The 22,420-nt window shown below is 72.0% G+C and carries 21 protein-coding genes; 14 read left to right on the top strand and 7 right to left on the bottom strand.

Features of this window, described 5'->3' with window-relative positions:
- Positions 1-39 precede the first annotated feature (39 nt).
- From PV963_RS31290 to PV963_RS31280, 3 genes are all read right to left on the bottom strand, one after another.
- Positions 40-867, bottom strand: a complete 828-nt coding sequence (locus PV963_RS31290) for a VOC family protein (protein ID WP_274819522.1) — start codon at positions 865-867, stop codon at positions 40-42.
- Positions 868-950: 83 nt separating this feature from the next.
- Positions 951-1,814 carry an SDR family NAD(P)-dependent oxidoreductase gene (locus PV963_RS31285; RefSeq protein ID WP_274819521.1) on the bottom strand — a complete coding sequence of 288 codons (864 nt, stop codon included), beginning with the start codon at positions 1,812-1,814 and terminating at the stop codon, positions 951-953.
- Positions 1,811-2,065, bottom strand: a complete 255-nt coding sequence (locus tag PV963_RS31280) for an acyl carrier protein (RefSeq protein WP_274819519.1) — start codon at positions 2,063-2,065, stop codon at positions 1,811-1,813. Before PV963_RS31280 ends, PV963_RS31285 begins: the two co-directional genes overlap by 4 nt.
- Before the next feature lie 228 nt (positions 2,066-2,293).
- On the opposite strand from PV963_RS31280, the gene PV963_RS31275 reads away from it, so the two are divergent.
- Genes PV963_RS31275 through PV963_RS31260 form a run of 4 tightly spaced genes read left to right on the top strand, consistent with a single transcriptional unit; the run spans position 2,294 to position 6,421 of the window.
- Positions 2,294-2,749 (top strand): nuclear transport factor 2 family protein, encoded by a 456-nt coding sequence (locus PV963_RS31275; RefSeq protein ID WP_150483573.1) that lies wholly within the window; start codon positions 2,294-2,296, stop codon positions 2,747-2,749.
- Positions 2,750-2,751: 2 nt separating this feature from the next.
- On the top strand, positions 2,752-4,317 hold the full coding sequence (locus PV963_RS31270) for an NDP-hexose 2,3-dehydratase family protein (protein ID WP_274819517.1): 1,566 nt from the start codon (positions 2,752-2,754) through the stop codon (positions 4,315-4,317).
- Positions 4,318-4,324: 7 nt separating this feature from the next.
- On the top strand, positions 4,325-5,656 hold the full coding sequence (locus PV963_RS31265) for an activator-dependent family glycosyltransferase (protein WP_150483571.1): 1,332 nt from the start codon (positions 4,325-4,327) through the stop codon (positions 5,654-5,656).
- Positions 5,657-5,665: 9 nt separating this feature from the next.
- Positions 5,666-6,421: an SDR family NAD(P)-dependent oxidoreductase gene (locus PV963_RS31260; RefSeq protein WP_274819514.1), complete on the top strand. Its 756-nt coding sequence runs from the start codon at positions 5,666-5,668 to the stop codon at positions 6,419-6,421.
- Between the two features lie 134 nt (positions 6,422-6,555).
- On the opposite strand, the gene PV963_RS31255 is transcribed toward PV963_RS31260, so the two are convergent.
- The gene (locus tag PV963_RS31255; RefSeq protein WP_274819512.1) at positions 6,556-7,503 is read right to left on the bottom strand and encodes an aromatase/cyclase; all 948 of its coding nucleotides are present in this window, start codon (positions 7,501-7,503) and stop codon (positions 6,556-6,558) included.
- A gap of 29 nt (positions 7,504-7,532) precedes the next feature.
- Positions 7,533-8,318 carry a 3-oxoacyl-ACP reductase FabG gene (gene fabG / locus PV963_RS31250; protein ID WP_274819510.1) on the bottom strand — a complete coding sequence of 262 codons (786 nt, stop codon included), beginning with the start codon at positions 8,316-8,318 and terminating at the stop codon, positions 7,533-7,535.
- Between the two features lie 191 nt (positions 8,319-8,509).
- On the opposite strand from fabG, the gene PV963_RS31245 reads away from it, so the two are divergent.
- From PV963_RS31245 to PV963_RS31225, 5 genes are read left to right on the top strand one after another with little or no spacing between them, the layout of a single operon-like run.
- A complete protein-coding gene (locus PV963_RS31245; RefSeq protein WP_274819508.1) occupies positions 8,510-8,899 on the top strand; it encodes an antibiotic biosynthesis monooxygenase family protein in 390 nt (129 codons plus the stop codon).
- A complete protein-coding gene (locus PV963_RS31240) occupies positions 8,896-10,155 on the top strand; it encodes a beta-ketoacyl-[acyl-carrier-protein] synthase family protein (RefSeq protein WP_274819506.1) in 1,260 nt (419 codons plus the stop codon). The genes PV963_RS31245 and PV963_RS31240 overlap by 4 nt, the downstream gene beginning before the upstream one ends.
- A gap of 5 nt (positions 10,156-10,160) precedes the next feature.
- A complete protein-coding gene (locus PV963_RS31235; RefSeq protein ID WP_274819505.1) occupies positions 10,161-11,438 on the top strand; it encodes a ketosynthase chain-length factor in 1,278 nt (425 codons plus the stop codon).
- Between the two features lie 2 nt (positions 11,439-11,440).
- Positions 11,441-12,496, top strand: coding sequence for a ketoacyl-ACP synthase III family protein (locus tag PV963_RS31230; RefSeq protein WP_274822170.1), 1,056 nt, complete (start codon positions 11,441-11,443; stop codon positions 12,494-12,496).
- 10 nt (positions 12,497-12,506) lie between these two features.
- Positions 12,507-13,523 carry an acyltransferase domain-containing protein gene (locus PV963_RS31225; RefSeq protein ID WP_274819503.1) on the top strand — a complete coding sequence of 339 codons (1,017 nt, stop codon included), beginning with the start codon at positions 12,507-12,509 and terminating at the stop codon, positions 13,521-13,523.
- Here PV963_RS31225 and PV963_RS31220 read toward each other — a convergent pair.
- Positions 13,501-14,361: a class I SAM-dependent methyltransferase gene (locus tag PV963_RS31220; RefSeq protein ID WP_274819501.1), complete on the bottom strand. Its 861-nt coding sequence runs from the start codon at positions 14,359-14,361 to the stop codon at positions 13,501-13,503. The genes PV963_RS31225 and PV963_RS31220 overlap by 23 nt on opposite strands.
- Before the next feature lie 183 nt (positions 14,362-14,544).
- Here PV963_RS31220 and PV963_RS31215 point away from each other — a divergent pair, with 183 nt between their 5' ends.
- The 5 genes from PV963_RS31215 to PV963_RS31195 are packed head-to-tail and all read left to right on the top strand — an operon-like array spanning position 14,545 to position 19,667.
- Entirely contained in the window at positions 14,545-14,982 is a 438-nt protein-coding gene (locus PV963_RS31215; protein WP_150483562.1) for an ester cyclase, read from the top strand.
- Positions 14,983-15,027: 45 nt separating this feature from the next.
- Complete coding sequence (locus tag PV963_RS31210) at positions 15,028-16,098, top strand: methyltransferase (protein WP_274819497.1); 1,071 nt, start codon at positions 15,028-15,030, stop codon at positions 16,096-16,098.
- A 42-nt stretch (positions 16,099-16,140) separates the two neighbouring features.
- Complete coding sequence (locus PV963_RS31205; RefSeq protein WP_274819495.1) at positions 16,141-17,025, top strand: alpha/beta fold hydrolase; 885 nt, start codon at positions 16,141-16,143, stop codon at positions 17,023-17,025.
- Positions 17,026-17,036: 11 nt separating this feature from the next.
- Positions 17,037-18,353, top strand: coding sequence for a cytochrome P450 family protein (locus tag PV963_RS31200; protein WP_274819494.1), 1,317 nt, complete (start codon positions 17,037-17,039; stop codon positions 18,351-18,353).
- A gap of 18 nt (positions 18,354-18,371) precedes the next feature.
- Complete coding sequence (locus PV963_RS31195; RefSeq protein WP_274819492.1) at positions 18,372-19,667, top strand: activator-dependent family glycosyltransferase; 1,296 nt, start codon at positions 18,372-18,374, stop codon at positions 19,665-19,667.
- Positions 19,668-19,829: 162 nt separating this feature from the next.
- On the opposite strand, the gene PV963_RS31190 is transcribed toward PV963_RS31195, so the two are convergent.
- Positions 19,830-22,124, bottom strand: a complete 2,295-nt coding sequence (locus PV963_RS31190; protein WP_425540962.1) for an ATP-binding cassette domain-containing protein — start codon at positions 22,122-22,124, stop codon at positions 19,830-19,832.
- Positions 22,125-22,420 lie beyond the last annotated feature (296 nt).

The raw sequence follows: 22,420 nt of genomic DNA, 5'->3' as shown, positions 1-22,420 counted from the left end.
ACGCGAACGGGTCGGCGGCCACCCGGGGCGCCTCGCCGCTCACGAGGCACCGCCCGCCGCCGCGGGGTACCCCTCCCGCAGTTCGACCACCGAGAAGCCGGCCCCGTGCGGGTCGAGCAGGTCCGCCCGCCGCCCCCTGGGCGTGTCGGCGGGCTCGTTCTCGACGGAGCCGCCGAGTTCAACGGCGCGCCGGACCGTCGCGTCGCAGTCGCGCACGGCGAACAGCACGGCCCAGTGCGGCCGTACCGCGCCGGTGACGCCCAGCTCCTGGGTGCCGGCGACCGGTGTGTCACCGATGTGCCAGACCGGGTCGGTGACGCCCTTCAGGCCGGTGTCGGCCGGAGCCAGGCCGAGGGTCGCCGGGTAGAAGTCCCGGGCGGCCCCGATGCCGTCGGTCACCAGCTCGACCCAGCCGACCGAGCCGGGCACGCCCGTCACCTCCGCGCCCTCCATGACTCCCTTGCGCCAGACCGCGAACGCGGCCCCGGAGGGGTCGGCGAAGACCGCCATCCGGCCGAGGCCGAGGACGTCCATCGGGGTCATGATGACCTCGCCGCCCGCCGTCTCGACCCGCTTGGTCAGTGCGTCGGCGTCGTCGGTGGCGAAGTACACGGTCCAGATGGCCGGCATGCCGTGCTGGTCGTTCCCGGGCCCGTACGGCCGGTGGTAGGGGGTGTCGATCTGGTGGCGGGCGACCGCGGCGACCAGCTTCCCGTCGGAGCTGAACGTCGTGTATCCCCCGGCGCCCGGGTCGCTGACCACGGTGGCGGTCCAGCCGAACAGGCCGGTGTAGAAGTCGGCCGAGGCGGCGACATCGGGCGAACCGAGGTCGAACCATGCGGGGGCGCCGGGCGCGAACCTGGTCACGAATCGTTCCTTTCGATGGATCGGCACACGAGCGTCTGCGCTCGCGGATGAGACGGACATGCGGGCGGGGCGGGCCGCCGCCGTCAGTGCGCGGTGTCGCCGACGGCGGCCGCGCTGGCCTCCCAGAGCTTCGCCGCGAGGCCGGCGTCGGCGGTCGGGCCGCTCACCGGGGACGGCCGCCGGTCGCTGTAGTAGCCGCCCGTGGTCAACTCCTCGGCCGGCGCGGCCGCCAGCCACACGAGGGTGTCGGCGCCCTTCGCCGCGGAGCGCAGGAAGGGGTTGAACCGGAAGTAGGACGAGGCGACCGTGCCCCGTCCGATGCGGGTGCGGACCTCGCCGGGGTGATAGCTGACCGCCAGCACGTCCGGCCAGCGCCGGGCGGCCTCCGCCGCGGTCATGATGTTGGCCTGTTTGGACGTGCCGTACGCCTGGCCGGCGCTGTAGCGGTGACGGTCGCCGTTGAGGTCGTCCGGGTCGATCCGGCCCTGGGTGTACGCGTCGGACGAGGTGAGGATCAGCCGCCCGCCCGCGAGCCGCTCCCGCAGCAGCCGTGCCAGCAGGAAGCCCGCGAGATGATTGACCTGGATGGTGGCCTCGAACCCGTCCTGGGTCGTGGTGCGCGACCAGAACATGCCGCCGGCGTTGCTGGCCATGACATCGATGCGCGGGTACCGGTCCCGCAGCCGCTCCCCCAGGTCGCGTACCTGGCGCAGCTCGGCGAAGTCCGCGCGGAAGGCGTCCGGGGCCGGGCCGGCGGTCCGGGCCACCTCGTTCGTGACGGTCCGCAGACGCTCGGGGTCCCGGCCGACGAGCACGACGCGGGCCCCCTGGCGGGCGACCGCGAGGGCCGCCGCCCGGCCGATGCCGGACGTGGCCCCGGTGACCAGCACCGTCCGGCCCGACAGGCCGCCGCGTGGCGTCCCGTGGTGCGGGGTGGAGGCCGTCATGCCGCCGCTCGCAGCCTCTCGTTGACGAAGATCAGCATGCCATGCGGCGTCCTGATCTCCGCCAGTTCCTCCTCGGGCAGCTTCACGCCATAGGTCCGCTCGATGTGGTTGACCGTTTCCAGGACGGCCAGGGAGTCGAGCCCGAGGTCCTCGAAGGTCACGGTGTCCGCGTCCGCAAGGTCGGGGACCTCGTCCTCCCCCAGGCTCTGCCGCATGATCTCCCGCAGTTCCGCCAGGCCGAGCTCAGCCATCCCTGCTCCTCCGTACCGGTTGCTGCACGACGTGTACGGCCCGGTCGGGACCGCGGCGACCACCCTCGGTTCCGCACGTCCAGTCGTACTGGAGCGGCGGTGGACCGGCGGTTGTCCGCTCTGCCTCGAGACGCGCGGAACAGGTTGGGCACGGCGCCGGCCGGCAGGCGCACGCGGCCGGGCCAGGACCGGGCCACCCGAGGCCATCACACGACCCAAGGGGTAACCATGGACGCGCTCCCGGCGGACGACGCGCCGACGACCGAGTCGGCGGATTCTGCGGACCCCGGCATCTACCTCCAGGTACAGCGGTTCTACGCCCGGCAGATGCAACTCCTGGATGACGGCAGGGCCGAGGACTGGGCGCGCACGTTCGCGCGCGACGGCGTCTTCGAGGTGGGCGGCGAGGCCGTCCGCGGGGCCGCGGACATCGCGCGTGCGGCACGGCGGACCACGGACCGGTTCGCCGCCGAAGGGATCACCCGGCGGCACTGGATCGGCATGCTGACCGTCGACGGCAAGCCCGACGAGGTCACGGCCCGCAGCTACGCGGTGGTGCTGGAGACGCCGCGCGACGGCGACCCGGTGTTGCGCCGCAGCACGGTGTGCACGGACATCCTGGTGCGGGAGGCGGGCGAGTGGCGCGTCAAGCACCGCACCGTCACCCGGGACGGGCTGGACTGACCATGCGTGCTCTCCCGGCCCTCTCGGTGCGCCGGCACAGCGGCGCCGCGATGACCGCCCAGATCGCCCGGTCCGTCCTCGCCCGGGACGGCCTGGGCGGCGGCATGGACCGTTTCTGGGCGTGGTACGCCGACCGCTCGGCGCAGGTCGTGCACCGCACCGAGCGGATTCCGCTGGACGCCCTCAAGGGGTGGAGCCGCCACCCGGTCACCGGGACCGTCTCCCATCACACCGGGAGGTTCTTCAGCATCGAGGGACTGGACGTGCACATCCCGGGCGCCCCCGTGCCGCGCTGGTCCCAGCCGATCGTGAACCAGCCCGAGGTGGGCATCCTCGGCTTCCTGGTGAAGGAGCGCCACGGGGTCCTGCACTGCCTCGTCCAGGCCAAGTTCGAGCCGGGCAACCCCGGCGGACTTCAGCTCTCCCCTACGGTCCAGGCCACCCGCAGCAACTACACGCGGGTGCACGGCGGCAAGGCCATCCCGTACCTGGAGCACTTCCGCGACACCGCCGAACGGCAGGTGGTCGCCGATGTGCTCCAGTCCGAACAGGGCTCCTGGTTCTACCGCAAGCGCAACCGCAACATGATCGTCCAGGTGTTCGACGAGGTCCCGCTGCACGAGGACTTCCACTGGCTGACGCTGGGTCAGCTGCACCGGCTGCTGGGGGTCGAGAACCTCGTGAACATGGACGCCAGGACGGTGCTGGCCTGCCTGCCGTTCGCGAGTGAGGGAGCGCACCCGCTGGCCGACGCGGAGCCGGCCGGAGCCGACGGCCCCGGGGGTGGCCACCCGGTGGTCCCCGCTCGACCCGACGGCGGCGAGGGCCGGGTGGACGCCGGTTTCCACCGCTCCCTCGTGCGGTCGTGCGCGGCGGCCGAGGGCAGCCTGCACAGCACCGTGGACATCGTCAGCTGGATCGCCGACCTGCGCAGCCGTACCGACGTGGTCACCCGCCCGGCCGCGCTGAACGCGCTGCCGCACTGGTACGAGCGGGACGGCGCGATCGCCCACGAGAGCGGGCGCTTCCTGGAGGTGATGGCCGTCGACGTGACGGCCGCCTCGCGGGAGGTGCCCGGCTGGAGCCAGCCGATGATCGAACCCAAGGACCAAGGGGTCGCGGCCTTCCTGGTCCGCCGGATCGACGGGGTTCTCCACGTCCTGGCGCACGCGCGCGTGGAGCCCGGCTACGTCGACGTGGTGGAGATCGCGCCCACCGTGCAGTGCACCCCCGGCAGTCTGCACGCCCTGCCCGCCGAGGCCAGGCCCCGCTTCCTCGACGCCGTGCTGGAGGCTCCACCCGAGCGCGTGCGCTACGCGACCGCCCTCGCGGAGGAGGGAGGGCGCTTCTACCACGCGGTGAACACCTACATGATCGTCGAAGCCGACCGTGACATCCCGGACGGTGGCGAATACCGCTGGCTGACGCTCCACCAACTGGTCGGGCTGCTGCGTCACTCCCACTACGTCAACGTCCAGGCCCGCACCCTGGTCGCCTGTCTGCACAGCCTGTCCGTGGGCTCGCCCGTCACCCGCTCGGCCGTGCCGTCCGCCCCGCCCCGGAGGTGAGTTCCCCGTGCGCGTCCTGTTCGCCACCATGGCCGCGCGGTCCCATGTCTACGCCCAGGTCACCCTGGCGTCGGCACTGCGGACCGCGGGGCACGAAGTGCTCGTGGCCAGCCAGCCCGACGTCCTCGACGACATCGTCCGGGCCGGTCTCACCGCCGTGCGGATCGGGGAGGACCTCAACATCGAGGAGGAGACCCGGGAGGCCAACGCCAGCTTCGAGGACGACCGCAACCTCGGCGGCCTCGCCATGAGCAACACCCGTGACGACCCCTTCCCGTGGGACCACGCGCTCGGCATGTTCACCGCGATGACCGCCATGGTCTTCCAGAACGTGTGCCCCGAGCCCATGGTCGACGACCTCGTCGGCCTCGCCCGCGACTGGCGGCCGGACCTCGTGGTCTGGGATCCGCTGACCCTGGCCGGGCCGGTGGCCGCCCGGCTCAGCGGGGCGGCGCACGCCCGGCTGCTGTTCGGCCCGGACCAGATGGGCCGGAACAGGACGGCGTTCCGCGCCCTGCTCGACCGGCAACCGCCCGAGCTGCGCGACGACCCGCTGGCCGAGTGGCTCACCTGGACACTGGAGCGGTGCGGCGGCAGCGCCGGGGACATGAGCGAGGAGCTGGTCCTCGGGCAGTGGACGATCGACCCCACACCGCCGTCGATGCGCATCCCCCTGGACCTGCCCTGCGTGCCGGTGCGCTACGTGCCGTACAACGGGCCCTCCCTGCTCCCCGACTGGCTGCGCGAGCCGCCCCGCCACCCGCGGCGCCTGTGCCTGACGCTCGGTGTGTCCCTCGGCGAGGCGACGGGCGCCGGCACGGTCGCCGCCTCCGACGTCCTGGCGGCCGTGGACGGCCTGGACGTGGAGGTCGTCGCCACCCTGCCGCGGGAACTGCGCGAGGAGCTCGGCACCCTGCCGGCGAACGTGCGGGCCGTGGACTTCGTCCCGCTGAACGCCCTGCTGCCGTCCTGCTCGGGCATCATCCATCACGGCGGGTCCGGCACGTTCATGACGGCCCTGGTGCACGCGATACCGCAGCTGATCGTGCCCGACATGATGTGGGACGCCATGGAGAAGGCGCACGGCCTGGCCCGCAGCGGTGCGGGCAGTTACGTGGACGCGCGGGACGTCTCGCCGGAACTGCTGCGCGAGCGCGTCCTCGCCCTGCTCGACGATCCGTCCTACGCCGCCGGGGCACGCCGGGTGCGCGCCGAGATCGTCGGGACGCCGAGCCCGAACGACATCGTGCCCGTGCTGGAGCGGCTGACCGCCGAGCACCGGGCCGGCGGGGCGGAGGGGGGCCCGGCGCTCAAGTCGCCTTCCACCGGCGGTGCCTAGCCTCGCCGCATGGAGAACACACAGCGATCCGTGATCGTGACCGGCGGCGGCTCCGGCATCGGACGAGCCGTCGCCCGCGCCTTCGCCGCCCGGGGCGACCGCGTCCTCGTCGTGGGCAGGACTGCCGGTCCGCTGGCCGAGACGGTGGACGGGCACAAGGACGCCCACACGCTGGCCGTGGACATCACCGACCCCGCGGCGCCGGAGGCGGTCGTCCGGGAGGTGCGCGAGCGGCTCGGCGGCGAGGTCGACGTGCTCGTGAACAATGCCGCCACGGCCGCCTTCGGGCACCTGGGAGAGCTGGACCGCACCGCGGTGGAAGCACAGGTGGCCACGAACCTCGTGGCCCCCGTGCTGCTCACCCAGGCCCTGCTCGGCCCCCTGGAGACCGCTTCCGGCCTGGTGGTGAACATCGGTTCGGCGGGCGCACTCGGCCGGCGGGCCTGGCCGGGGAACGCGGTGTACGGGGCGGCCAAGGCCGGCCTGGACCTGCTGACGCGGTCCTGGGCCGTGGAACTCGGTCCCCGCGGCATTCGCGTGGTCGGTGTCGCCCCGGGAGTGATCGAGACGGGCGCGGGGGTCCGGGCGGGGATGTCCCAGGAGGCGTACGACGGGTTCCTGGAAGCCATGGGGCAGCGCGTCCCGCTCGGCCGTGTGGGCCGGCCCGAGGACGTCGCGTGGTGGGTGGTGCGGCTCGCCGATCCCGAAGCCGCGTACGCCAGCGGTGCCGTGCTGGCCGTGGACGGGGGTCTCTCGGTGACGTGAGGCTCGCCTGGCCGGACACCCGCAGGTCGCCCTCCGCTCGCCGGAGGGCGACCTGCGGGTGTCCGGCCAGGGACGCGGCGGGCCCCGCCCCGAGGGAGTCGGGACAGGGCCCGTGCGGGCTCGGGGCGCTCGCCTCAGGCGCTGGACTCGGCGTACTGCCTGGCCGCTTCCAGGGTCAGCAGACTGTTGCGGCCCAGGGCCCGGCGGACGAAGTCCACGGCGTCCGTCTCACTCGCCCCCGCACCGAGGACGCCGGGGATCGCCGAGCGGGCCACGGACACGGTGTGGGCCGACGTGACGGCGATCCCGTCCCCGTCGTCGGCGGGACGGACCGACCAACGGCCGAGATGGAGCGCGAGCAGCGGCGGCGTGCGCAGCTGCTTGTAGACGATGACGCGGCGTTCGGGGAAGCACACGCGCACCGACGCGGTGGTGTGCACCGAGCCGTCCGCGGTGAGGGTGTCCATCTCCATGTGCTGGAGCCCCGGTTCCTCCTCCTTGACCGCGATCCGCGCGACGTGGGAGAGCCGCTTCTCCCAGAGGTCGCTGCGGTGGAGGAAGTCGTAGACGTCCTCGGCACGGCCGCGGACGACGACGGTGTCCTCGAAGGTCGTCGGCGCGGTGCCGTCGGGTCGTTCCAGCGCGGTGCGCAGGGACGCCAGTTCCGCTTCGCTGTTGCGGTCCACGGCCCGGTGGATCCAGCCGATCGTCTCCGGGTCGTCGTCCACGGCCCGGAAGTCGTGCGTCAGCCGCACCCGGGTGCCGCCGTCGCCGGCTTCCTCGACGATCCATTCGCCGCCCATGGCGGCGACGGGATGGGCGGACACCTCCTGCCGGAAACGGATGCGCCGGGCCCGCTCGTCGAGCTCGCGCCGCGACGTCCAGGTGCGCAGCGAGCCGTTGGCGGTGGCCCAGATGCGGATGCGCTCGCTGGAGCCGGTGCGCTCGACCTGTTCGACGTGGACACTGGGCGGGAACACGGCGGGCCAGGCCCGTGCGTCGGCCAGCACGGCGAACACGGCGTCCGGCGCGGCGGAGGTGTGGATCTCGTGCTCGGTCTGCTGAAGCGGCGACTCGGACATCTGCCCTCCTGAGCTCGGGTCGCGGACGGTCAGTAACTGCCGAGGCCACCACAGACGTTGATGGCCTGGGCCGTGATCGAGTCGGCGCTGTCGGAGACCAGGTAGTGCACCATCCCGGCCACCTCCTCGGGCGTCGAGTAGCGTCCGAGGGGGATCTTCGCCTGGAACTTCTCCAGGACGTCGTCCTCGGTGATCCCCCAGAAGGCTGCGTAGCGCTGCCGCACGCCCTGTGCCATGGGCGTCTCGACGTACCCGGGGCAGACGGCGTTGACGGTGATGCCCGTCTTGGCCAGCTCCAGCGCGACGGCCTTCGTGAAGCCGATCAGGCCGCTCTTGGAGGCGGAGTAGGGGGCGCCGAGGGCCACTCCCTGCTTGCCGCCGGTGGAGGCGATGTTGATGATCCGGCCCCAGCCGTGCTCCTGCATGCCGCCGCCGGTGAGGACGGCGCGGGTGACCCGGAAGGCCCCGCTGAGGTTGGTGTCGACGACGTCGAGCCACAGGTCGTCCGTGATCTCGGCGGTCACGCCTCCACCGCCGCGGCCGGCGTTGTTGACGACGATGTCGATCGGCCCGAAGCGGTTCCGGGCCGTTTGGACCAGCCGGTCGACGTCGGCGGTGCTCCGCACGTCGCAGGGCGCGCCGTCCACCTCCAGTCCCGATGCCTGAAGTTCCTTCACGGTGCCGGTGACGGCGCTCTCGTCGCGAGCGCACAGGAACACCCGGGTCCCGTCCCGGGCGAGCTTGCGCACCACCGCGAGACCGATGCCGCTGGTTCCCCCGGTGACGAGTGCGACCCGGTCGGCTGCGTCGGACATGGTCCTCCCTTCGACGGAGGGCCCACCCTCACACCTCGCGCTCGAGCCGCGCTTGACGACCCGGCTTCCAGAGGGGGTCGAGCGGCGCCGCAGAGCCTCGGAGTCCGGCGTGACCGCACCTGTGCGGACTCGGCCGCACCGTCTCACCGACGTCCACCCCACACCTGGACCAACGGACCCGTGGAGCAGCGATGCCTCTGCCAGAACCGAACGACGCCGGCTCCGGGTCGGTGACGTTCGTCAACCGATTCACCCTGAGCGGATCCGCCGAGGACTTCGAGGCGGCGTTCGCCGAAACGGCCGAGTTCCTGTGTCGCCGGCCCGGCTTCCGCTGGCACACCCTGCTGGTGCCGACCGACACCGGTCCCGGCTCGGCTCACGCCCGCCCGCAGTACGTGAACATCGCGGTCTGGGACGACGAGGCCTCCTTCCGCGCCGCCGTGGCGCACCCGGAGTTCCCGGCCCACGCGGCCGCCCTCCGGGCCCTGAGCACCAGCGAACCGACCCTGTACCGGCACCGTCAGATCCGTGTCGCGCCGGACGTCCCGGCCGTGAGCGGGCCCGGAGGGCGGACGACGTGAACCGGCGGATCGTCATCACCGGGATCGGCGTGGTGGCTCCCGGCGCCACCGGGACCAAGCCGTTCTGGGAGCTGCTGCTGTCCGGAACCACCGCCACCCGCGCCATCAGCACGTTCGACGCCACGCCCTTCCGTTCCCGTATCGCCGCCGAGTGCGACTTCGATCCGGTGGCGGCGGGGCTGTCCGCGGAGCAGGCCCGGCGCCTCGACCGGGCCGGGCAGTTCGCGCTGGTCGCCGGTCAGGAGGCGCTCGCCGACAGCGGGCTGCGCATCGAGGAGGACTCCGCGCACCGGGTCGGGGTGTGCGTGGGCACCGCCGTCGGCTGCACGCAGAAACTGGAGTCGGAGTACGTCGCCCTCAGCGCGGGCGGAGCGCACTGGGTCGTGGACCCCGGCCGGGGGTCGCCCGAGCTGTACGACTACTTCGTGCCGAGTTCCCTCGCCGCCGAAGTGGCCTGGCTCGCCGGGGCGGAGGGGCCCGTGAACATCGTCTCGGCCGGGTGCACCTCGGGGATCGACTCCATCGGGTACGCCTGCGAGCTCATCCGCGAGGGGGCGGTGGACGCCATGGTCGCGGGAGGCGTGGACGCCCCCATCGCGCCGATCACGGTGGCCTGCTTCGACGCCATCCGGGCGACCTCCGACCACAACGACACCCCCGAGACCGCCTCGCGTCCCTTCAGCCGCAGCCGCAACGGCTTTGTACTGGGCGAGGGCGGTGCGATCGTGGTCCTGGAAGAGGCGGAGGCGGCCGTGCGCAGGGGCGCGCGGATCTACGCCGAGATCGGCGGGTACGCCTCACGCGGCAACGCGTACCACATGACCGGGCTCCGCGCAGACGGCGCCGAGATGGCGGCGGCGATCACCGCGGCCCTCGACGAGGCCCGCCGCGACCCCTCGGACGTGGACTACGTCAACGCCCACGGAACGGCGACGAAGCAGAACGACCGGCACGAGACCTCCGCGTTCAAGCGCTCCCTGGGGGAGCACGCGTACCGGGTGCCCATCAGCTCCATCAAGTCGATGATCGGTCACTCCCTGGGCGCTGTCGGCTCGCTCGAAGTGGCGGCGACCGCACTGGCCGTGGAGTACGGGGCGATCCCGCCGACCGCGAATCTGCACGACCCGGATCCCGAACTCGACCTGGACTACGTGCCGCTGACGGCACGAGAAAAGCGGGTGCGGCACGCGCTGACGGTGGGCAGCGGCTTCGGCGGCTTCCAGAGCGCCATGCTGCTGAGCCGTTTCGAGAGGTGAGCTCCATGACAGGTACCGCGGCACGGACCGCGTCTTCGCAGCTCCACGCATCGCCCGCGGACCGGCGGGGCCTCAGGGGACGCGCGGTGGTGACGGGTCTCGGGATCGTCGCCCCCAACGGGCTGGGGGTGGGCGCGTACTGGGACGCCGTCCTGAACGGCCGCAACGGCATCGGACCGCTGCGGCGGTTCACCGGCAACGGCCGCCTGGGCCGGCTGGCCGGGGAGATGAGCGACTTCGTCCCCGAGGACCATCTGCCGAAGCGGCTGCTGGCGCAGACCGATCCGATGACCCAGTACGCGCTGGCCGCCGCCGAGTGGGCCCTGCGGGAGGCCGGCTGCTCCCCGTCGTCGCCGCTGGAGGCGGGGGTGATCACGGCCAGCGCGTCCGGCGGCTTCGCCTTCGGCCAGCGGGAGTTGCAGAACCTGTGGAGCAAGGGACCGGCCCACGTCAGCGCCTACATGTCGTTCGCCTGGTTCTACGCCGTCAACACCGGGCAGATCGCCATCCGGCACGATCTGCGCGGCCCGGTCGGCGTGGTGGTGGCCGAGCAGGCGGGCGGCCTCGACGCCCTCGCCCACGCTCGCCGCAAGGTCCGGGGCGGAGCCGAGCTGATCGTCTCGGGCGCCGTGGACTCGTCGCTGTGCCCGTACGGCATGGCGGCCCAGGTGAAGTCCGGCCGGCTGAGCGGCTCGGACAACCCGACGGCCGGGTATCTGCCGTTCGACCGGCGGGCGGCCGGACATGTGCCCGGCGAGGGAGGCGCGATCCTCACCGTCGAGGACGCGGAGCGGGCCGCCGAGCGGGGCGCGAAAGTGTACGGGTCGATCGCCGGGTACGGCGCGAGCTTCGACCCGCCGCCCGGCTCCGGCCGCCCCTCCGCCCTCGCCCGTGCCGTCGAGACGGCGCTGGCCGACGCCGGGCTGGACGGCTCCGACATAGCCGTGGTGTTCGCCGACGGCGCGGCCGTCCCCGAACTGGACGCAGCCGAGGCGGAGGCTCTGGCGTCGGTCTTCGGGCCGCGCCGGGTCCCGGTGACCGTCCCCAAGACTCTCACCGGCCGGCTGTACTCGGGCGCCGGGCCGCTGGACGTGGCGACCGCGCTGCTGGCGCTGCGGGACGAGGTGGTCCCGGCGACCGCCCACGTCGACCCCGACCCGGACCTGCCGCTCGACGTGGTGACGGGGCGGCCCCGGTCCCTGGCCGACGCCAGGGCGGCCCTAGTCGTCGCCCGCGGCTACGGGGGCTTCAACAGCGCTCTGGTGGTCCGGGGGGCGGCGTGAGCGTGCCGCAGGGGGCGCCCGGGGACCTTTACGTGGCCGGTTGCGGCGTCTGGCTGCCCCCGCCGGTGACCACGGAACAGGCCCTGGCCGCCGGCCACTGCGACCGCAGGCTCGCCTCCTCGACGCGGATGCTGTCGGTGGCGGTCGCCGACAAGGAGACACCGGCGGAGATGGCGGCCTTGGCGGCCCGGACCGCTCTGGACCGCTCCGGCGTCGCACCGGACCACGTCGACCTCGTCCTGCACGCCAGCCTGTACTTCCAGGGGCACCATCTGTGGGCTCCCGCCTCCTACGTCCAGCGGGTGGCCGTCGGGAACCGCTGCCCCGCCATGGAGGTGCGGCAGGTGTCCAACGGCGGCATGGCCGCCCTGGAACTGGCCCGCGCGTACCTGCTTGCCGCCCCGGACCGGGTGGCCGCTCTCATCACGACAGGCGACCGGATGCATCCGCCGGGCTTCGACCGCTGGAGCAGCGACCCCGGCACGGTGTACGCCGACGGCGGTACCGCCCTCGTGCTGTCCCGGCAGGGCGGCTTCGCCCGGCTGCGCAGCCTGGTGACGGTCTCCGAACCGGTGCTGGAGGGCATGCACCGGGGCGGGCACCCGTTCGGCCCGCCGTCGCCCGAGGAGCAGCGGGCCGTGGACCTGGACGCGCACAAGCGGGCGTACGTGGCCGAGGCGGGAAGCTCGTTCAGCGTCGCCCGGGTCTCGGCGGGCCAGGAGGAGGCTCTGACCGGCGCGCTGGAGGCGGCCGGGGCCGGGCTCGACGACATCAGCCGGGTCGTGCTGCCGCACATGGGGTGGCGCCGGGTGAGCGCCGCCTACTTCAACAAGTGGCACATCCAACCCGAGCGGACCACTTGGGAGTTCGGGCGGCGGACCGGCCACCTGGGGGGCGGTGACCCGATCGCCGGGTTCGACCACCTCGTGGGCTCCGGCCGCCTCGCCCCGGGGGAGCTGTGTCTGCTGGTCAGCGTCGGCGCCGGCTTCAGCTGGTCGTGCGCCGTCGTGGAGTTGCTGGAACGCCCGTCGTGGGCGGCCGCCCCGGCCGCCCGGTGAGGAGCCCGTCATGGATGCGCCCGCGATTCTCCTGATGTTCCCCGGGCAGGGGTCCCAGCACGCGCGGATGGCCGTCGGCCTGTACGGATCCGAACCGGCCTTCACGGCCGCCATGGACGAGGTCTTCGACGCGTACGACGCCGCCGGCGACAGTGAGGGCGGGCGGCTGCGTGCCGACTGGCTGAGCGACCATCCGGCCGTGCCACTGGACCACGTCACCCGTTCCCAGCCGTTGCTGTTCGCGGTGGACTACGCCCTCGGCCGGATGGTGATGGCCACGACGGGCCGGCCGTGGGCCCTGCTCGGGCACAGCGTCGGCGAAATGGCGGCGGCCGCGCTCGCCGGGGTGTTCACGCTGCGCGACGCGGCCGGCCTCCTGCTGGACCGGGTGCGACGGCTGGCCCAGGCACCGCCCGGGGGAATGCTGGCGGTCGCCGCGGGCGAGGACGTGCTGGGCCCGTATCTCGGGGATGGGGAGGTGGTGGTCGCGGCCGTCAACTCGCCCCGCCAGACCATCCTCGCCGGGCCCGTCGCATCGCTCGCCGGGGTCGCCCGCGCGCTGCGGGAGGCTGGGCTTACGTGCCGTGAGGTGCCCTCGCTGACCGCCTTCCACAGTCCGATGCTGGCCCCATACGCGGCGGGGGCGGCCGAGCGGTTCGCATCCACGCGCGTGGCGGCGCCCTCCATCCCCCTCCGCTCCGGGTACCGGTCGGGTGCGGTGACCGGGCAACTGGCCGCCGACCCGTCGTACTGGGCCGGGCATCCCGTGGAGACGGTCCGCTTCTGGCCGGCACTGGACGCGATGCTCGGCTCCCGCACGGGCGTTGTCTGCCTGGAGACGGGGCCGGGGCAGGGGCTGAGCACCATCGCCCGCCGCCATCCGACGGTGCGGTCCGGGAAGAACTCGGTGGTGCCGCTGCTGCCGCCGCGGGCCGGCACCGCCGAGGTGGACCGGACGTCCGCGGCGGCGGCGCTGGCCGCGGTGCGCGAGCAGGGCACCGTGCTCAGTGGGCGACCCGGGCGGTGACGAAGCGGACCGGCACGTCGATGGCGAGGGCCCCGGTGGCGTCGCTCAGCTCGTCGAGTCCCTCGACGAGCCGTGCGCGCAGTTCCGTTCGCTGGGCCTGCGGGAGGTTCTGCCACAGCAGACGCATGCCCTGGGTGTGGGACCACTCCACCCACGCCTCGCTGGACAGGGCCGTCATCCGCACCGGCTCGTCGGTGACGGCGACCGAGGTGTAGCCGCAGCGTTCCAGGGTGCGGGCGAGATCCTCGGCCCGCTCCAGCCAGCTGTTGAACCGCCGGACCAGCGCCTCGGGCCGCCACTGCTCGGGCAGGTGCTCCAGCAGCGCCTGCGGGATGAGCGGGGTGAACTCCGGTGGCAGGAACGGGAACGTGCCGGCGCGGAAGACCGGGCTGGTGAACGCGATCCTGCCGCCATGGTCCAGGATTCCGGCGTAGCGCGCCAGCGCCCCCACCGCGTCCGGCAGGAAGATGACGCTGTAGCTCCCCATGACCAGGTCGAAGGAGCGCGCCGGGAGTTCGGGCGTCTCCGCGTCCATCACATCGAGGGCGATATTCCGCAGACCGCGTTCGGCGGCTTCCTTGCGAGCTTCCTCGATCATTCCGGGAGCAATGTCGATTCCGTGGACGCGCCCCTGAGGACCGACCTTTTCCGCAGCCGGAAAAAGGCATGCGCCGCGCCCGCAGCCGATGTCGAGCACTCGTTCACCGGTGACCGGCTCCGAGATTTCCACCAGGCGGCGACCCATGGGCGTGAAGAATTCCACTCCCAGTCGGTCGTAGGTCGACGACGACTGGTCGAAGGCCTGAGTTACCTGCTCTTTGTAGGACGAATCCTGCACCGTCGGCTCCTGCCTCTGCGATTCGGGCCCTTCCCCGCTTACCAGTGTTCGACCCGTACTTGAAGGGCGGTGGAGTGCCGTTCGAGGCGCCCCGGAATCACTTGTACGCCGCCGCAGGGAGAAACAACAATTGTTGACGCGGTCGCCGCTGGTGTCACCGTTTCCGGTACGGGAGGGAAAACCATGAGCACACAGATCGATCTGGTCCGCCGCATGGTGGAGGCATACAACACGGGAAAAACCGACGATGTCGCGGAGTTCATTCACCTCGAGTACCTGAACCCCGGCGCGCTGGAGCACAACCCGGAGCTGCGCGGCCCGGAGGCTTTCGCGGCCGCCGTCACCTGGCTCAAGTACGCCTTCTCCGAGGAGGCGCACCTGGAGGAGATCGGGTACGAGGAGAACGGCCCGTGGGTCCGGGCGAAGCTCGCCCTCTACGGGCGGCACGTCGGCAACCTCGTCGGCATGCCGGCAACCGGGCGCCGGTTCTCCGGTGAGCAGATCCACCTCATCCGCATCGTCGACGGCAAGATCCGCGATCACCGCGACTGGCCCGACTACCTCGGCACCTACCGCCAGCTCGGCGAGCCCTGGCCCACCCCCGAGGGCTGGCGCCCCTGACCCCCCATCGCCCCGCCGACGCCACGACAGGAGCACGGACACACCATGACAGCCGAACCGACGGTCGCGGCCCGGCCGCAGCAGATCGACGCCCTCAGGACCCTGATCCGCCTCGGAAGCCTGCACACGCCCATGGTCGTCCGGACGGCCGCCACCCTGCGGCTCGTCGACCACATCCTGGCCGGGGCCCGCACCGTGGAGGCCCTGGCGGCCAGGACCGACACCCGGCCGGAAGCACTCCTGCGACTGATCCGCCACCTGGTGGCGATCGGACTGCTTGAGGAGGACGCACCGGGCGAGTTCGTCCCGACCGAGGTCGGCGAGCTGCTCGCCGACGACCACCCGGCCGCGCAGCGCGCCTGGCACGACCTGACGCAGGCCGTGGCGCGCGCCGACATCTCCTTCACCCGCCTCCCCGACGCCATCCGCACCGGCCGCCCCACGTACGAGTCCATCTACGGCAAGCCGTTCTACGAGGACCTGGCCGGCCGCCCCGACCTGCGCGCGTCCTTCGACTCGCTGCTCGCCTGCGACCAGGACGTCGCCTTCGACGCTCCGGCCGCCGCGTACGACTGGACGAAAGTCCGGCATGTGCTCGACGTGGGTGGCGGCAAGGGTGGTTTCGCCGCGGCCATCGCGCGCCGGGCCCCGCACGTGTCGGCCACCGTGCTGGAGATGGCGGGCACCGTGGACACCGCCCGCTCCTACCTGAAGGACGAGGGCCTCTCCGACCGTGTCGACGTCGTCGAGGGGGACTTCTTCGAGCCGCTGCCCCGCAAGGCGGACGCGATCATCCTCTCCTTCGTCCTCCTCAACTGGCCGGACCACGACGCCGTCCGGATCCTCACCCGCTGCGCCGAGGCCCTGGAGCCCGGCGGGCGCATCCTGATCCACGAGCGCGACGACCTCCACGAGAACTCGTTCAACGAACAGTTCACAGAGCTCGATCTGCGGATGCTGGTCTTCCTCGGCGGTGCCCTGCGCACCCGCGAGAAGTGGGACGGCCTGGCCGCGTCGGCGGGCCTCGTGGTCGAGGAGGTGCGGCAACTGCCCTCGCCGACCATCCCGTACGACCTCTCGCTCCTCGTCCTTGCCCCCGCGGCCACCGGCGCCTGACACACGAGGTACGGGAAGGGTTCATCAGCAATGCCGACACGCATGATCACCAACGATGAGGTGACCCTGTGGAGCGAAGGGCTCGGCGATCCGGCCGACGCCCCGTTGCTCCTGATCGCCGGGGGCAACCTCTCGGCCAGGTCGTGGCCGGACGAGTTCGTCGAACGCCTGGTCGCGGCCGGGCACTTCGTCATCCGCTACGACCACCGGGACACCGGGCGCTCCTCCCGGTGCGACTTCGCGCTCCACCCCTACGGCTTCGACGAGCTGGCCACCGACGCGCTGGCCGTCCTGGACGGCTGGCAGGTCCGCGCCGCCCATGTGGTCGGCATGTCGCTGGGCCACACCATCGGCCAGCTGCTCGCCCTGGACGCTCCGGAGCGGCTCCTCACACTCACCGTGATGCTGGGGGGCGCGCTCGACGTCGACTTCGACGCCGACCTGGAGGCGGCTCTCAAGGGTGAGCCTTCCGTCAGCGGACTGCCGGTGCCCAGCCGGCGGTTCCTCGACATGATGACGCTGCTTCAGCAACCGGCCGAGACGGGCGAGGAACTGCTGGAGCGCCGGGTGGAGAAGTGGCGCCTGCTCAACGGGGAGGGAGTGCCCTTCGACGCCGACGAGTTCCGGCGTCGTGAACTCCTGGCCGCCGGGCACGCGGGAACGTTCGACGAGCCGATCGTGCACCACATGATCCCGCAACCGCCGGTGTCGCGGGGGGCGGAGTTGTCCCGCGTCACCACACCGGTACTGGCGATCCAGGCGATGTGCGACCCCGCGGCCCCACCGCCGCACGCCCGGCACCTCGCCGACCGGATTCCCGGCGCCCGGGTCGTGGAGATCGAGAACATGGGGCACGCCCTGCCCCTCGCGGTCCACGAGCCGCTGGCCGCCGCCATCTGCGCCCACACCCGGGCCGCGACAGTGTGAGGAGCACGACGATGCCCACACCCACGTCCGCGCCGCCGGCCGCCCCGACCGACAGCGAGCTGGGGCGCCATCTGCTGACCGTGCGCGGCTTCCACTTCGTCTTCGGCGCGCTGGGCGACCCCTATGCCCGGCGACTGCGCGGCGAGGCCGATCATCTGTCCCTCGGTGAGCAGGTCCGCGACCGGGGCCCGCTCCACCGCAGTGCGCTGGGCACGTGGGTGACGGCGGACGGCGGAATATCGGCCCGCCTGCTGGACGATCCGCTGCTGGGTCCCCGGCACCCCGCCTCAGAGGGCCCGCAGGAGCACGTTCTCGAGAACGTCTGGGAGACCTGGCGGACCTGTCACGTCACTCCGCTCGGCGAGGACCTGCTGACGCCGGCCGCCGCCGACTACGACCGTCTCGCAGCCCTGCTCGGTCCGGTCCTCGGGCCCCGTACGTGCACCGCGTGGCAGGTCGACGCGGAGCGTGCGGTGCACCGGGTGCTGGACGGCCTGCCGCCGCACTTCGACGTGGTATCGGATCTGGCCCGGCCTGCGATCGCGGGCTCGCTCGCCGCCGTCCTGGGTCTCCCGGACGAAGCACGGGCGGAACTGCCGGACCTGCTGGCCGCCTGCGGCCCGGTGCTCGACTCCGCCCTCTGCCCGCCGCGCCTCCCGGTGGCCCGGGCGATGACGCGGGCGCTGCGCCGCGTCCGGGAGCTGATGGCGGCGGCCGTGGCCAACCACCCCACCGCACCGGCCGACGGTGCGGTGAGCGCCCTGCTGGCCGTGGACCCCGACGGCGGACGCGATCCCGGGGACACCGTCACGGCCGCAGTGCTGAGCACGGTGGTCGGGGCCGAGACAGCGATCGCCACCGTGGCGAACGCCGTCATGGCTCTGCTGAAGCACGACGAGCAGTGGTCGCTGCTGCGGGCCGATCCCGGCAGGGCGGCGGACGCGGTCGAGGAGACCCTCCGCTGGGCACCGCCTGTGACGCTGCGCAGCCTGATCACCCAGGGAGAGGTTCAGATCGGTGGCGAGACGCTGGAGGCGGACCAGCACGTGGTGGTGCTGGTCGACGCCGCCCAGCGGGACCCGGCGCTGTACGAGGACCCGGACCGATTCCGTCTAGACCGCCCCCGTAGCCCCGGTTTCACGCACATGGCCCTGGCGGGCCGGGACCATCTGGGGCTGGTCGCCCCGCTCGTCCGCGTGCAGTGCACCGCCGTCCTGCGGGCGGTGGCCGAACGGCTGCCCGGGCTGCGGGCCGAGGGCGATCCGCTGCGGCGCGGGCGCTCCCCTGTGGTCCGCGCCCCGCTCTCGCTGCGGCTGGCCCAGAAGTGACCCAGGGAGGGTGACCCCATGAAGGTGCTCGTGACGGCGTTCGCCATGGACGCGCACTTCAACGGTGTGGTGCCGCTCGCCTGGGCGCTGCGGGCGGCCGGGCACGACGTCCGGGTGGCGAGCCAGCCCGCTCTCACCGACAGCATCACCCGCGCTGGACTCACGGCTGTACCGGTGGGTACGGACCACCAGGTGCAGGCGGCGATGGGGGCCATGGCGCCCGGCGTGTTCGCGCTGCACCGGAACCCGGACTACCTGGAGAACCGGCCGGAGCTGCTCGACCTGGAGTTCCTCGAAGCGTCCACGTCCATGCTGACGGCGGCGTTCTACGCCCAGATCAACAACGACTCCATGATCGACGAGATGGTGGACTTCGCCGCCTGGTGGCGGCCCGACCTGGTCGTCTGGGAGCCCTTCACCTTCGCCGGCGCGGTGGCGGCCCAGGTGACCGGCGCGGCGCAGGCCCGCCTGCTGTGGGGCCCGGACCTCTTCCTGCGGGTGCACGACCGGTTCCAGCAGGTGCTGCACGAGGTGCCGGCCGAGCGCCGGGACGACGCCCTGGAGGAGTGGCTGACGTGGACGCTGGAGCGGCACGGTGCGGCCTTCGGGCCCGAGGTGATCAGCGGCCACTGGACGATCGACCAGATGCCACCGAGCGTGCGGTTCGCCACGGCCCGCCCGACGGTGCCGATGCGGTTCGTCCCGTACAACGGCCCGGTCCCGGCGGTGGTGCCGCCGTGGCTGCGGGCGGATCCGGGGCGCCCGAGGGTCCTGCTCACCCAGGGCATCACGGAGCGCTCGACGGGCTTCACCGGGCTGCCCCGGGCCGGTGAGCTGCTGGCCTCGATCGCGGAGCTGGACGCCGAGGTGGTCGCCACGGTCAAGGCCGAGGAGCGCGAGGGCCTGCCGCCTCTGCCCGGGAACGTGCGGGTGGTGGACAGCCTGTCCCTGCACGTCGTCCTGCCGAGCTGCGCGGCCGTCGTGCACCACGGCGGCGCCGGCACCTGGGCGACGGCGGCGCTGCACGGGGTGCCTCAGCTTGCCCTCGCCTGGCAGTGGGACGACGTCTTCCGGGCCGGGCAGCTGGAGAAGCTGGGCGCGGGGATCTTCCTCCCGCCGCACGGCGAGGGCGCCTCGGCCGGCCGGGTCAGGGACAGGCTGGCTCAGGTACTGGCCGAGCCGTCCTTCCGGCAGGGCGCGGCGCGGATCCGCGCGGAGATGCTGCGGACCCCGGCACCCGGTGCGGTGGTGCCGACGCTGGAACAGCTGACGGCCCGGCACCGTGCGCCGGCCGGGCAGGGCGTCCGGCACTAGGTCCCGCCTCGACGACCACAGGGTCCCGGTACGAACCATGGCGGGTGTGCACGCGTCCCTCTCGAAGGGATCCGCATGCCGCTCTCAGGGTCCGGCCGGGGCCGCGGCGTTCCCGGCCGGACGCGCACGTACGGGACGCCGCTCAGCACCCGGGGTCAAGGATCAGCGCCGGGCCCGGTGGTCGGCCTCGGAACCGGCGCCCGCCAGGGACGCGGCGAGGAACCGCCCAGTGACGGAGTGCTCGGCCTCCGCCAGGTCGGCGGGGGTGCCCTCAAAGATCACCCGGCCGCCCTCGCTGCCGCCTCCGGGGCCGAGGTCGACGACCCAGTCCGCGTGCTTGACGACGTCGAGATTGTGCTCGATGACGATGACCGAGTTCCCCTTCTCGACTAGGCCGTCGACCAGGTGTACGAGGCTGTCGACGTCGGACATGTGGAGTCCGGTGGTGGGCTCGTCCATGACGTAGACGCTGCCCCTCTTCCCGAGCTCCGTGGCGAGCTTGATGCGCTGGCACTCGCCGCCGGAGAGGGTGTTGAGCGGCTGCCCGAGCTGGAGATAGCCGAGGCCGACCTGGTTGATGGAACGGAGGGTCTTGGCGACCTTGGGTTCGGTGAAGAACTCGGCCGCCTCAGCGGCGCTCATCGACAGCACGTCGTGGATGTTCTGCCCGCGCAGGGTCAGGCGCAGGACGTCATCGGTGAAACGCATCCCCGCACAGACCTCGCAGGTCGTGATCATCGGATCCATGAAGGCGAGGTCGGTGTAGATGATGCCGTGTCCCTGGCAGGTGGGGCAGGCGCCCTCGGAGTTGAAGCTGAACAGTGAGGGGCTGACCTGGTTCTCGCGGGCGAACAGCCTGCGGATCTCGTCCATGATGCCGGTGTAGGTCGCCGGGTTCGAACGCCGGTTGGTGGTGACCGCGGACTGGTCGATGACGACCGCCGAGGGGTGCTGCCGCAGCAGTACGTCGTGGATGAGCGTGCTCTTGCCGGAGCCAGCCGGTCCGGTGACGGCGGTCAGTACGCCGAGCGGAATCCGTACGCTGATGTCCTTGAGGTTGTGGATCCGGGCTCCCGTCACCTCCAGGTGTCCCCTGGGCTCGCGGAATCGCTCCTTGATCGGGATGATCCTGCGGAGGAACCGTCCGGTCGGCGTGTCCGCCTCGGTGAGGCCCCGGACGTCGCCCTGGTAGACGATCTCGCCTCCGTGCCGCCCGGCCCCGGGCCCGATGTCGATGACGTGCTCGGCCATCTCGATGATGTCGCGGTCGTGCTCGACCACCAGCACGGTGTTGCCCTTCTCGGCCAGTTCCATCAGGAGCCGGCTGAGCCGCTGGACGTCGCTGGGGTGCAGGCCGATCGTGGGCTCGTCGAAGATGTACACCATGTCGACGAGCGAACTGTTCAGGTGACGCACCATCTTGATGCGCTGCGACTCGCCGCCGGAGAGCGTGGAGGTCTCACGGTTGAGGCTGAGGTATCCCAGCCCCAGTTCGATGAGGTGCTGGAGCCGCTCGATCAGACTGGCCGTCAGGGTGGAGACGGAGGACGTGTCGACCTTCTTGACCGCCTCCATCAGGTCGGCGATCTCCAGGGAGGCTAGTTCGGCGATGTTCCGGCCGTTGATGCGGCAGCCGAGCGCCTGCTGGCTGAGCCGTTGCCCCTTGCAGGTGTCGCAGGGCCCCCGGGTGACGACCTGCTCCAGCGCCACCCGGTTCTTGGCGCTCATCTCGTCCGGCTCCTTGCGCAGGTAGAGCCGGTTGAACTTGTCCATCAGCCCTTCGTACTTGGAGTTGATCTTGCCGCCCTGCCACTCCAGAGCGATCGACCCCTGGGCCCCGTACAGGAACGCCTGCCACTCGCTCTCGGTGTAGTCGCGGAGCTTCTTGTCGTTGTCGAAGAGGCCGGAATTGGCGTACAGCTTCCAGAACCAGCCACCGACATTGAAGGCGGGATGCCGGATGGCGCCTTCATTGAGGGACTTGGACCTGTCGAGCAGCTTGTCGAGGTCGACCTGCACCCGGTGGCCGAGGCCCTCGCAATCGGGGCACATTCCCGAGGGGTCGTTGAACGAGAAGGCGTTCGAATAACCAATCCAGGGCTTGCCCACCCGGGAATAGAGCAGCCGGAGCAAGGCGTAGATGTCGGTGATCGTCCCGACGGTGGACCGCGCGTTCCCCCCGATCCGCTTCTGATCGATGATCACCGCAGCGGAGAGGTTAGCGATGTCGTCCACGTCGGGCTGACCGTATTTGGGCAGGCGATTGCGCACGAACGCAGTGAACGTCTCATTGAGCTGCCGTTGGGATTCCGCCGCGATTGTGTCGAATACCAAGGACGACTTTCCCGATCCCGATACCCCCGTGAACACGGTGACCTTGTGTTTCGGCACCTCCACGGAGATGCCCTTGAGGTTGTTCTCACGGGCACCGATGATCTGAATAGCCTGCTGCTGCATGAGCATCCTCACATTGACGGAAGAGGGCCACATCTCACGCTACCGGCGATTGCGGACAGATCCCGGCCGCAATATCGACGAGCCCCCGTCGTCAGATGACGGCACCGGTCTGACGGCCGGCTGTGTTTCCGCCGAGCAAGGCCAGGGATGTCACCAGAGCTCGCGGCGCGCTCCTGGCCAGGACTCGAGCGCCGATTGACGTACCCCCCGCAAGCCGCTGCGGGACACCGAGGTTTGCTCAGCGGTGATCACTTCCGAACTCCGTTGAGGACGACGGCCACCCCTGTTCGAGCTCG

This window comes from Streptomyces coeruleorubidus (assembly GCF_028885415.1).
GTDB lineage: Bacteria > Actinomycetota > Actinomycetes > Streptomycetales > Streptomycetaceae > Streptomyces > Streptomyces coeruleorubidus_A.
This window is presented reverse-complemented; position numbering and strand designations above follow the sequence as displayed.

Bases quoted from the DNA above. Each gene is read 5' to 3' on its own strand.
- PV963_RS31285 (WP_274819521.1), bottom strand. From the start codon at position 1,814: ATGACGGCCTCCACCCCGCACCACGGGACGCCACGCGGCGGCCTGTCG.
- PV963_RS31280 (WP_274819519.1), bottom strand. From the start codon at position 2,065: ATGGCTGAGCTCGGCCTGGCGGAACTGCGGGAGATCATGCGGCAGAGC.
- PV963_RS31275 (WP_150483573.1), top strand. From the start codon at position 2,294: ATGGACGCGCTCCCGGCGGACGACGCGCCGACGACCGAGTCGGCGGAT.
- PV963_RS31270 (WP_274819517.1), top strand. From the start codon at position 2,752: ATGCGTGCTCTCCCGGCCCTCTCGGTGCGCCGGCACAGCGGCGCCGCG.
- PV963_RS31260 (WP_274819514.1), top strand. From the start codon at position 5,666: ATGGAGAACACACAGCGATCCGTGATCGTGACCGGCGGCGGCTCCGGC.
- PV963_RS31255 (WP_274819512.1), bottom strand. From the start codon at position 7,503: ATGTCCGAGTCGCCGCTTCAGCAGACCGAGCACGAGATCCACACCTCC.
- fabG (WP_274819510.1), bottom strand. From the start codon at position 8,318: ATGTCCGACGCAGCCGACCGGGTCGCACTCGTCACCGGGGGAACCAGC.
- PV963_RS31245 (WP_274819508.1), top strand. From the start codon at position 8,510: ATGCCTCTGCCAGAACCGAACGACGCCGGCTCCGGGTCGGTGACGTTC.
- PV963_RS31235 (WP_274819505.1), top strand. From the start codon at position 10,161: ATGACAGGTACCGCGGCACGGACCGCGTCTTCGCAGCTCCACGCATCG.
- PV963_RS31225 (WP_274819503.1), top strand. From the start codon at position 12,507: ATGGATGCGCCCGCGATTCTCCTGATGTTCCCCGGGCAGGGGTCCCAG.
- PV963_RS31215 (WP_150483562.1), top strand. From the start codon at position 14,545: ATGAGCACACAGATCGATCTGGTCCGCCGCATGGTGGAGGCATACAAC.
- PV963_RS31210 (WP_274819497.1), top strand. From the start codon at position 15,028: ATGACAGCCGAACCGACGGTCGCGGCCCGGCCGCAGCAGATCGACGCC.
- PV963_RS31205 (WP_274819495.1), top strand. From the start codon at position 16,141: ATGATCACCAACGATGAGGTGACCCTGTGGAGCGAAGGGCTCGGCGAT.
- PV963_RS31200 (WP_274819494.1), top strand. From the start codon at position 17,037: ATGCCCACACCCACGTCCGCGCCGCCGGCCGCCCCGACCGACAGCGAG.
- PV963_RS31195 (WP_274819492.1), top strand. From the start codon at position 18,372: ATGAAGGTGCTCGTGACGGCGTTCGCCATGGACGCGCACTTCAACGGT.
- PV963_RS31190 (WP_425540962.1), bottom strand. From the start codon at position 22,124: ATGCAGCAGCAGGCTATTCAGATCATCGGTGCCCGTGAGAACAACCTC.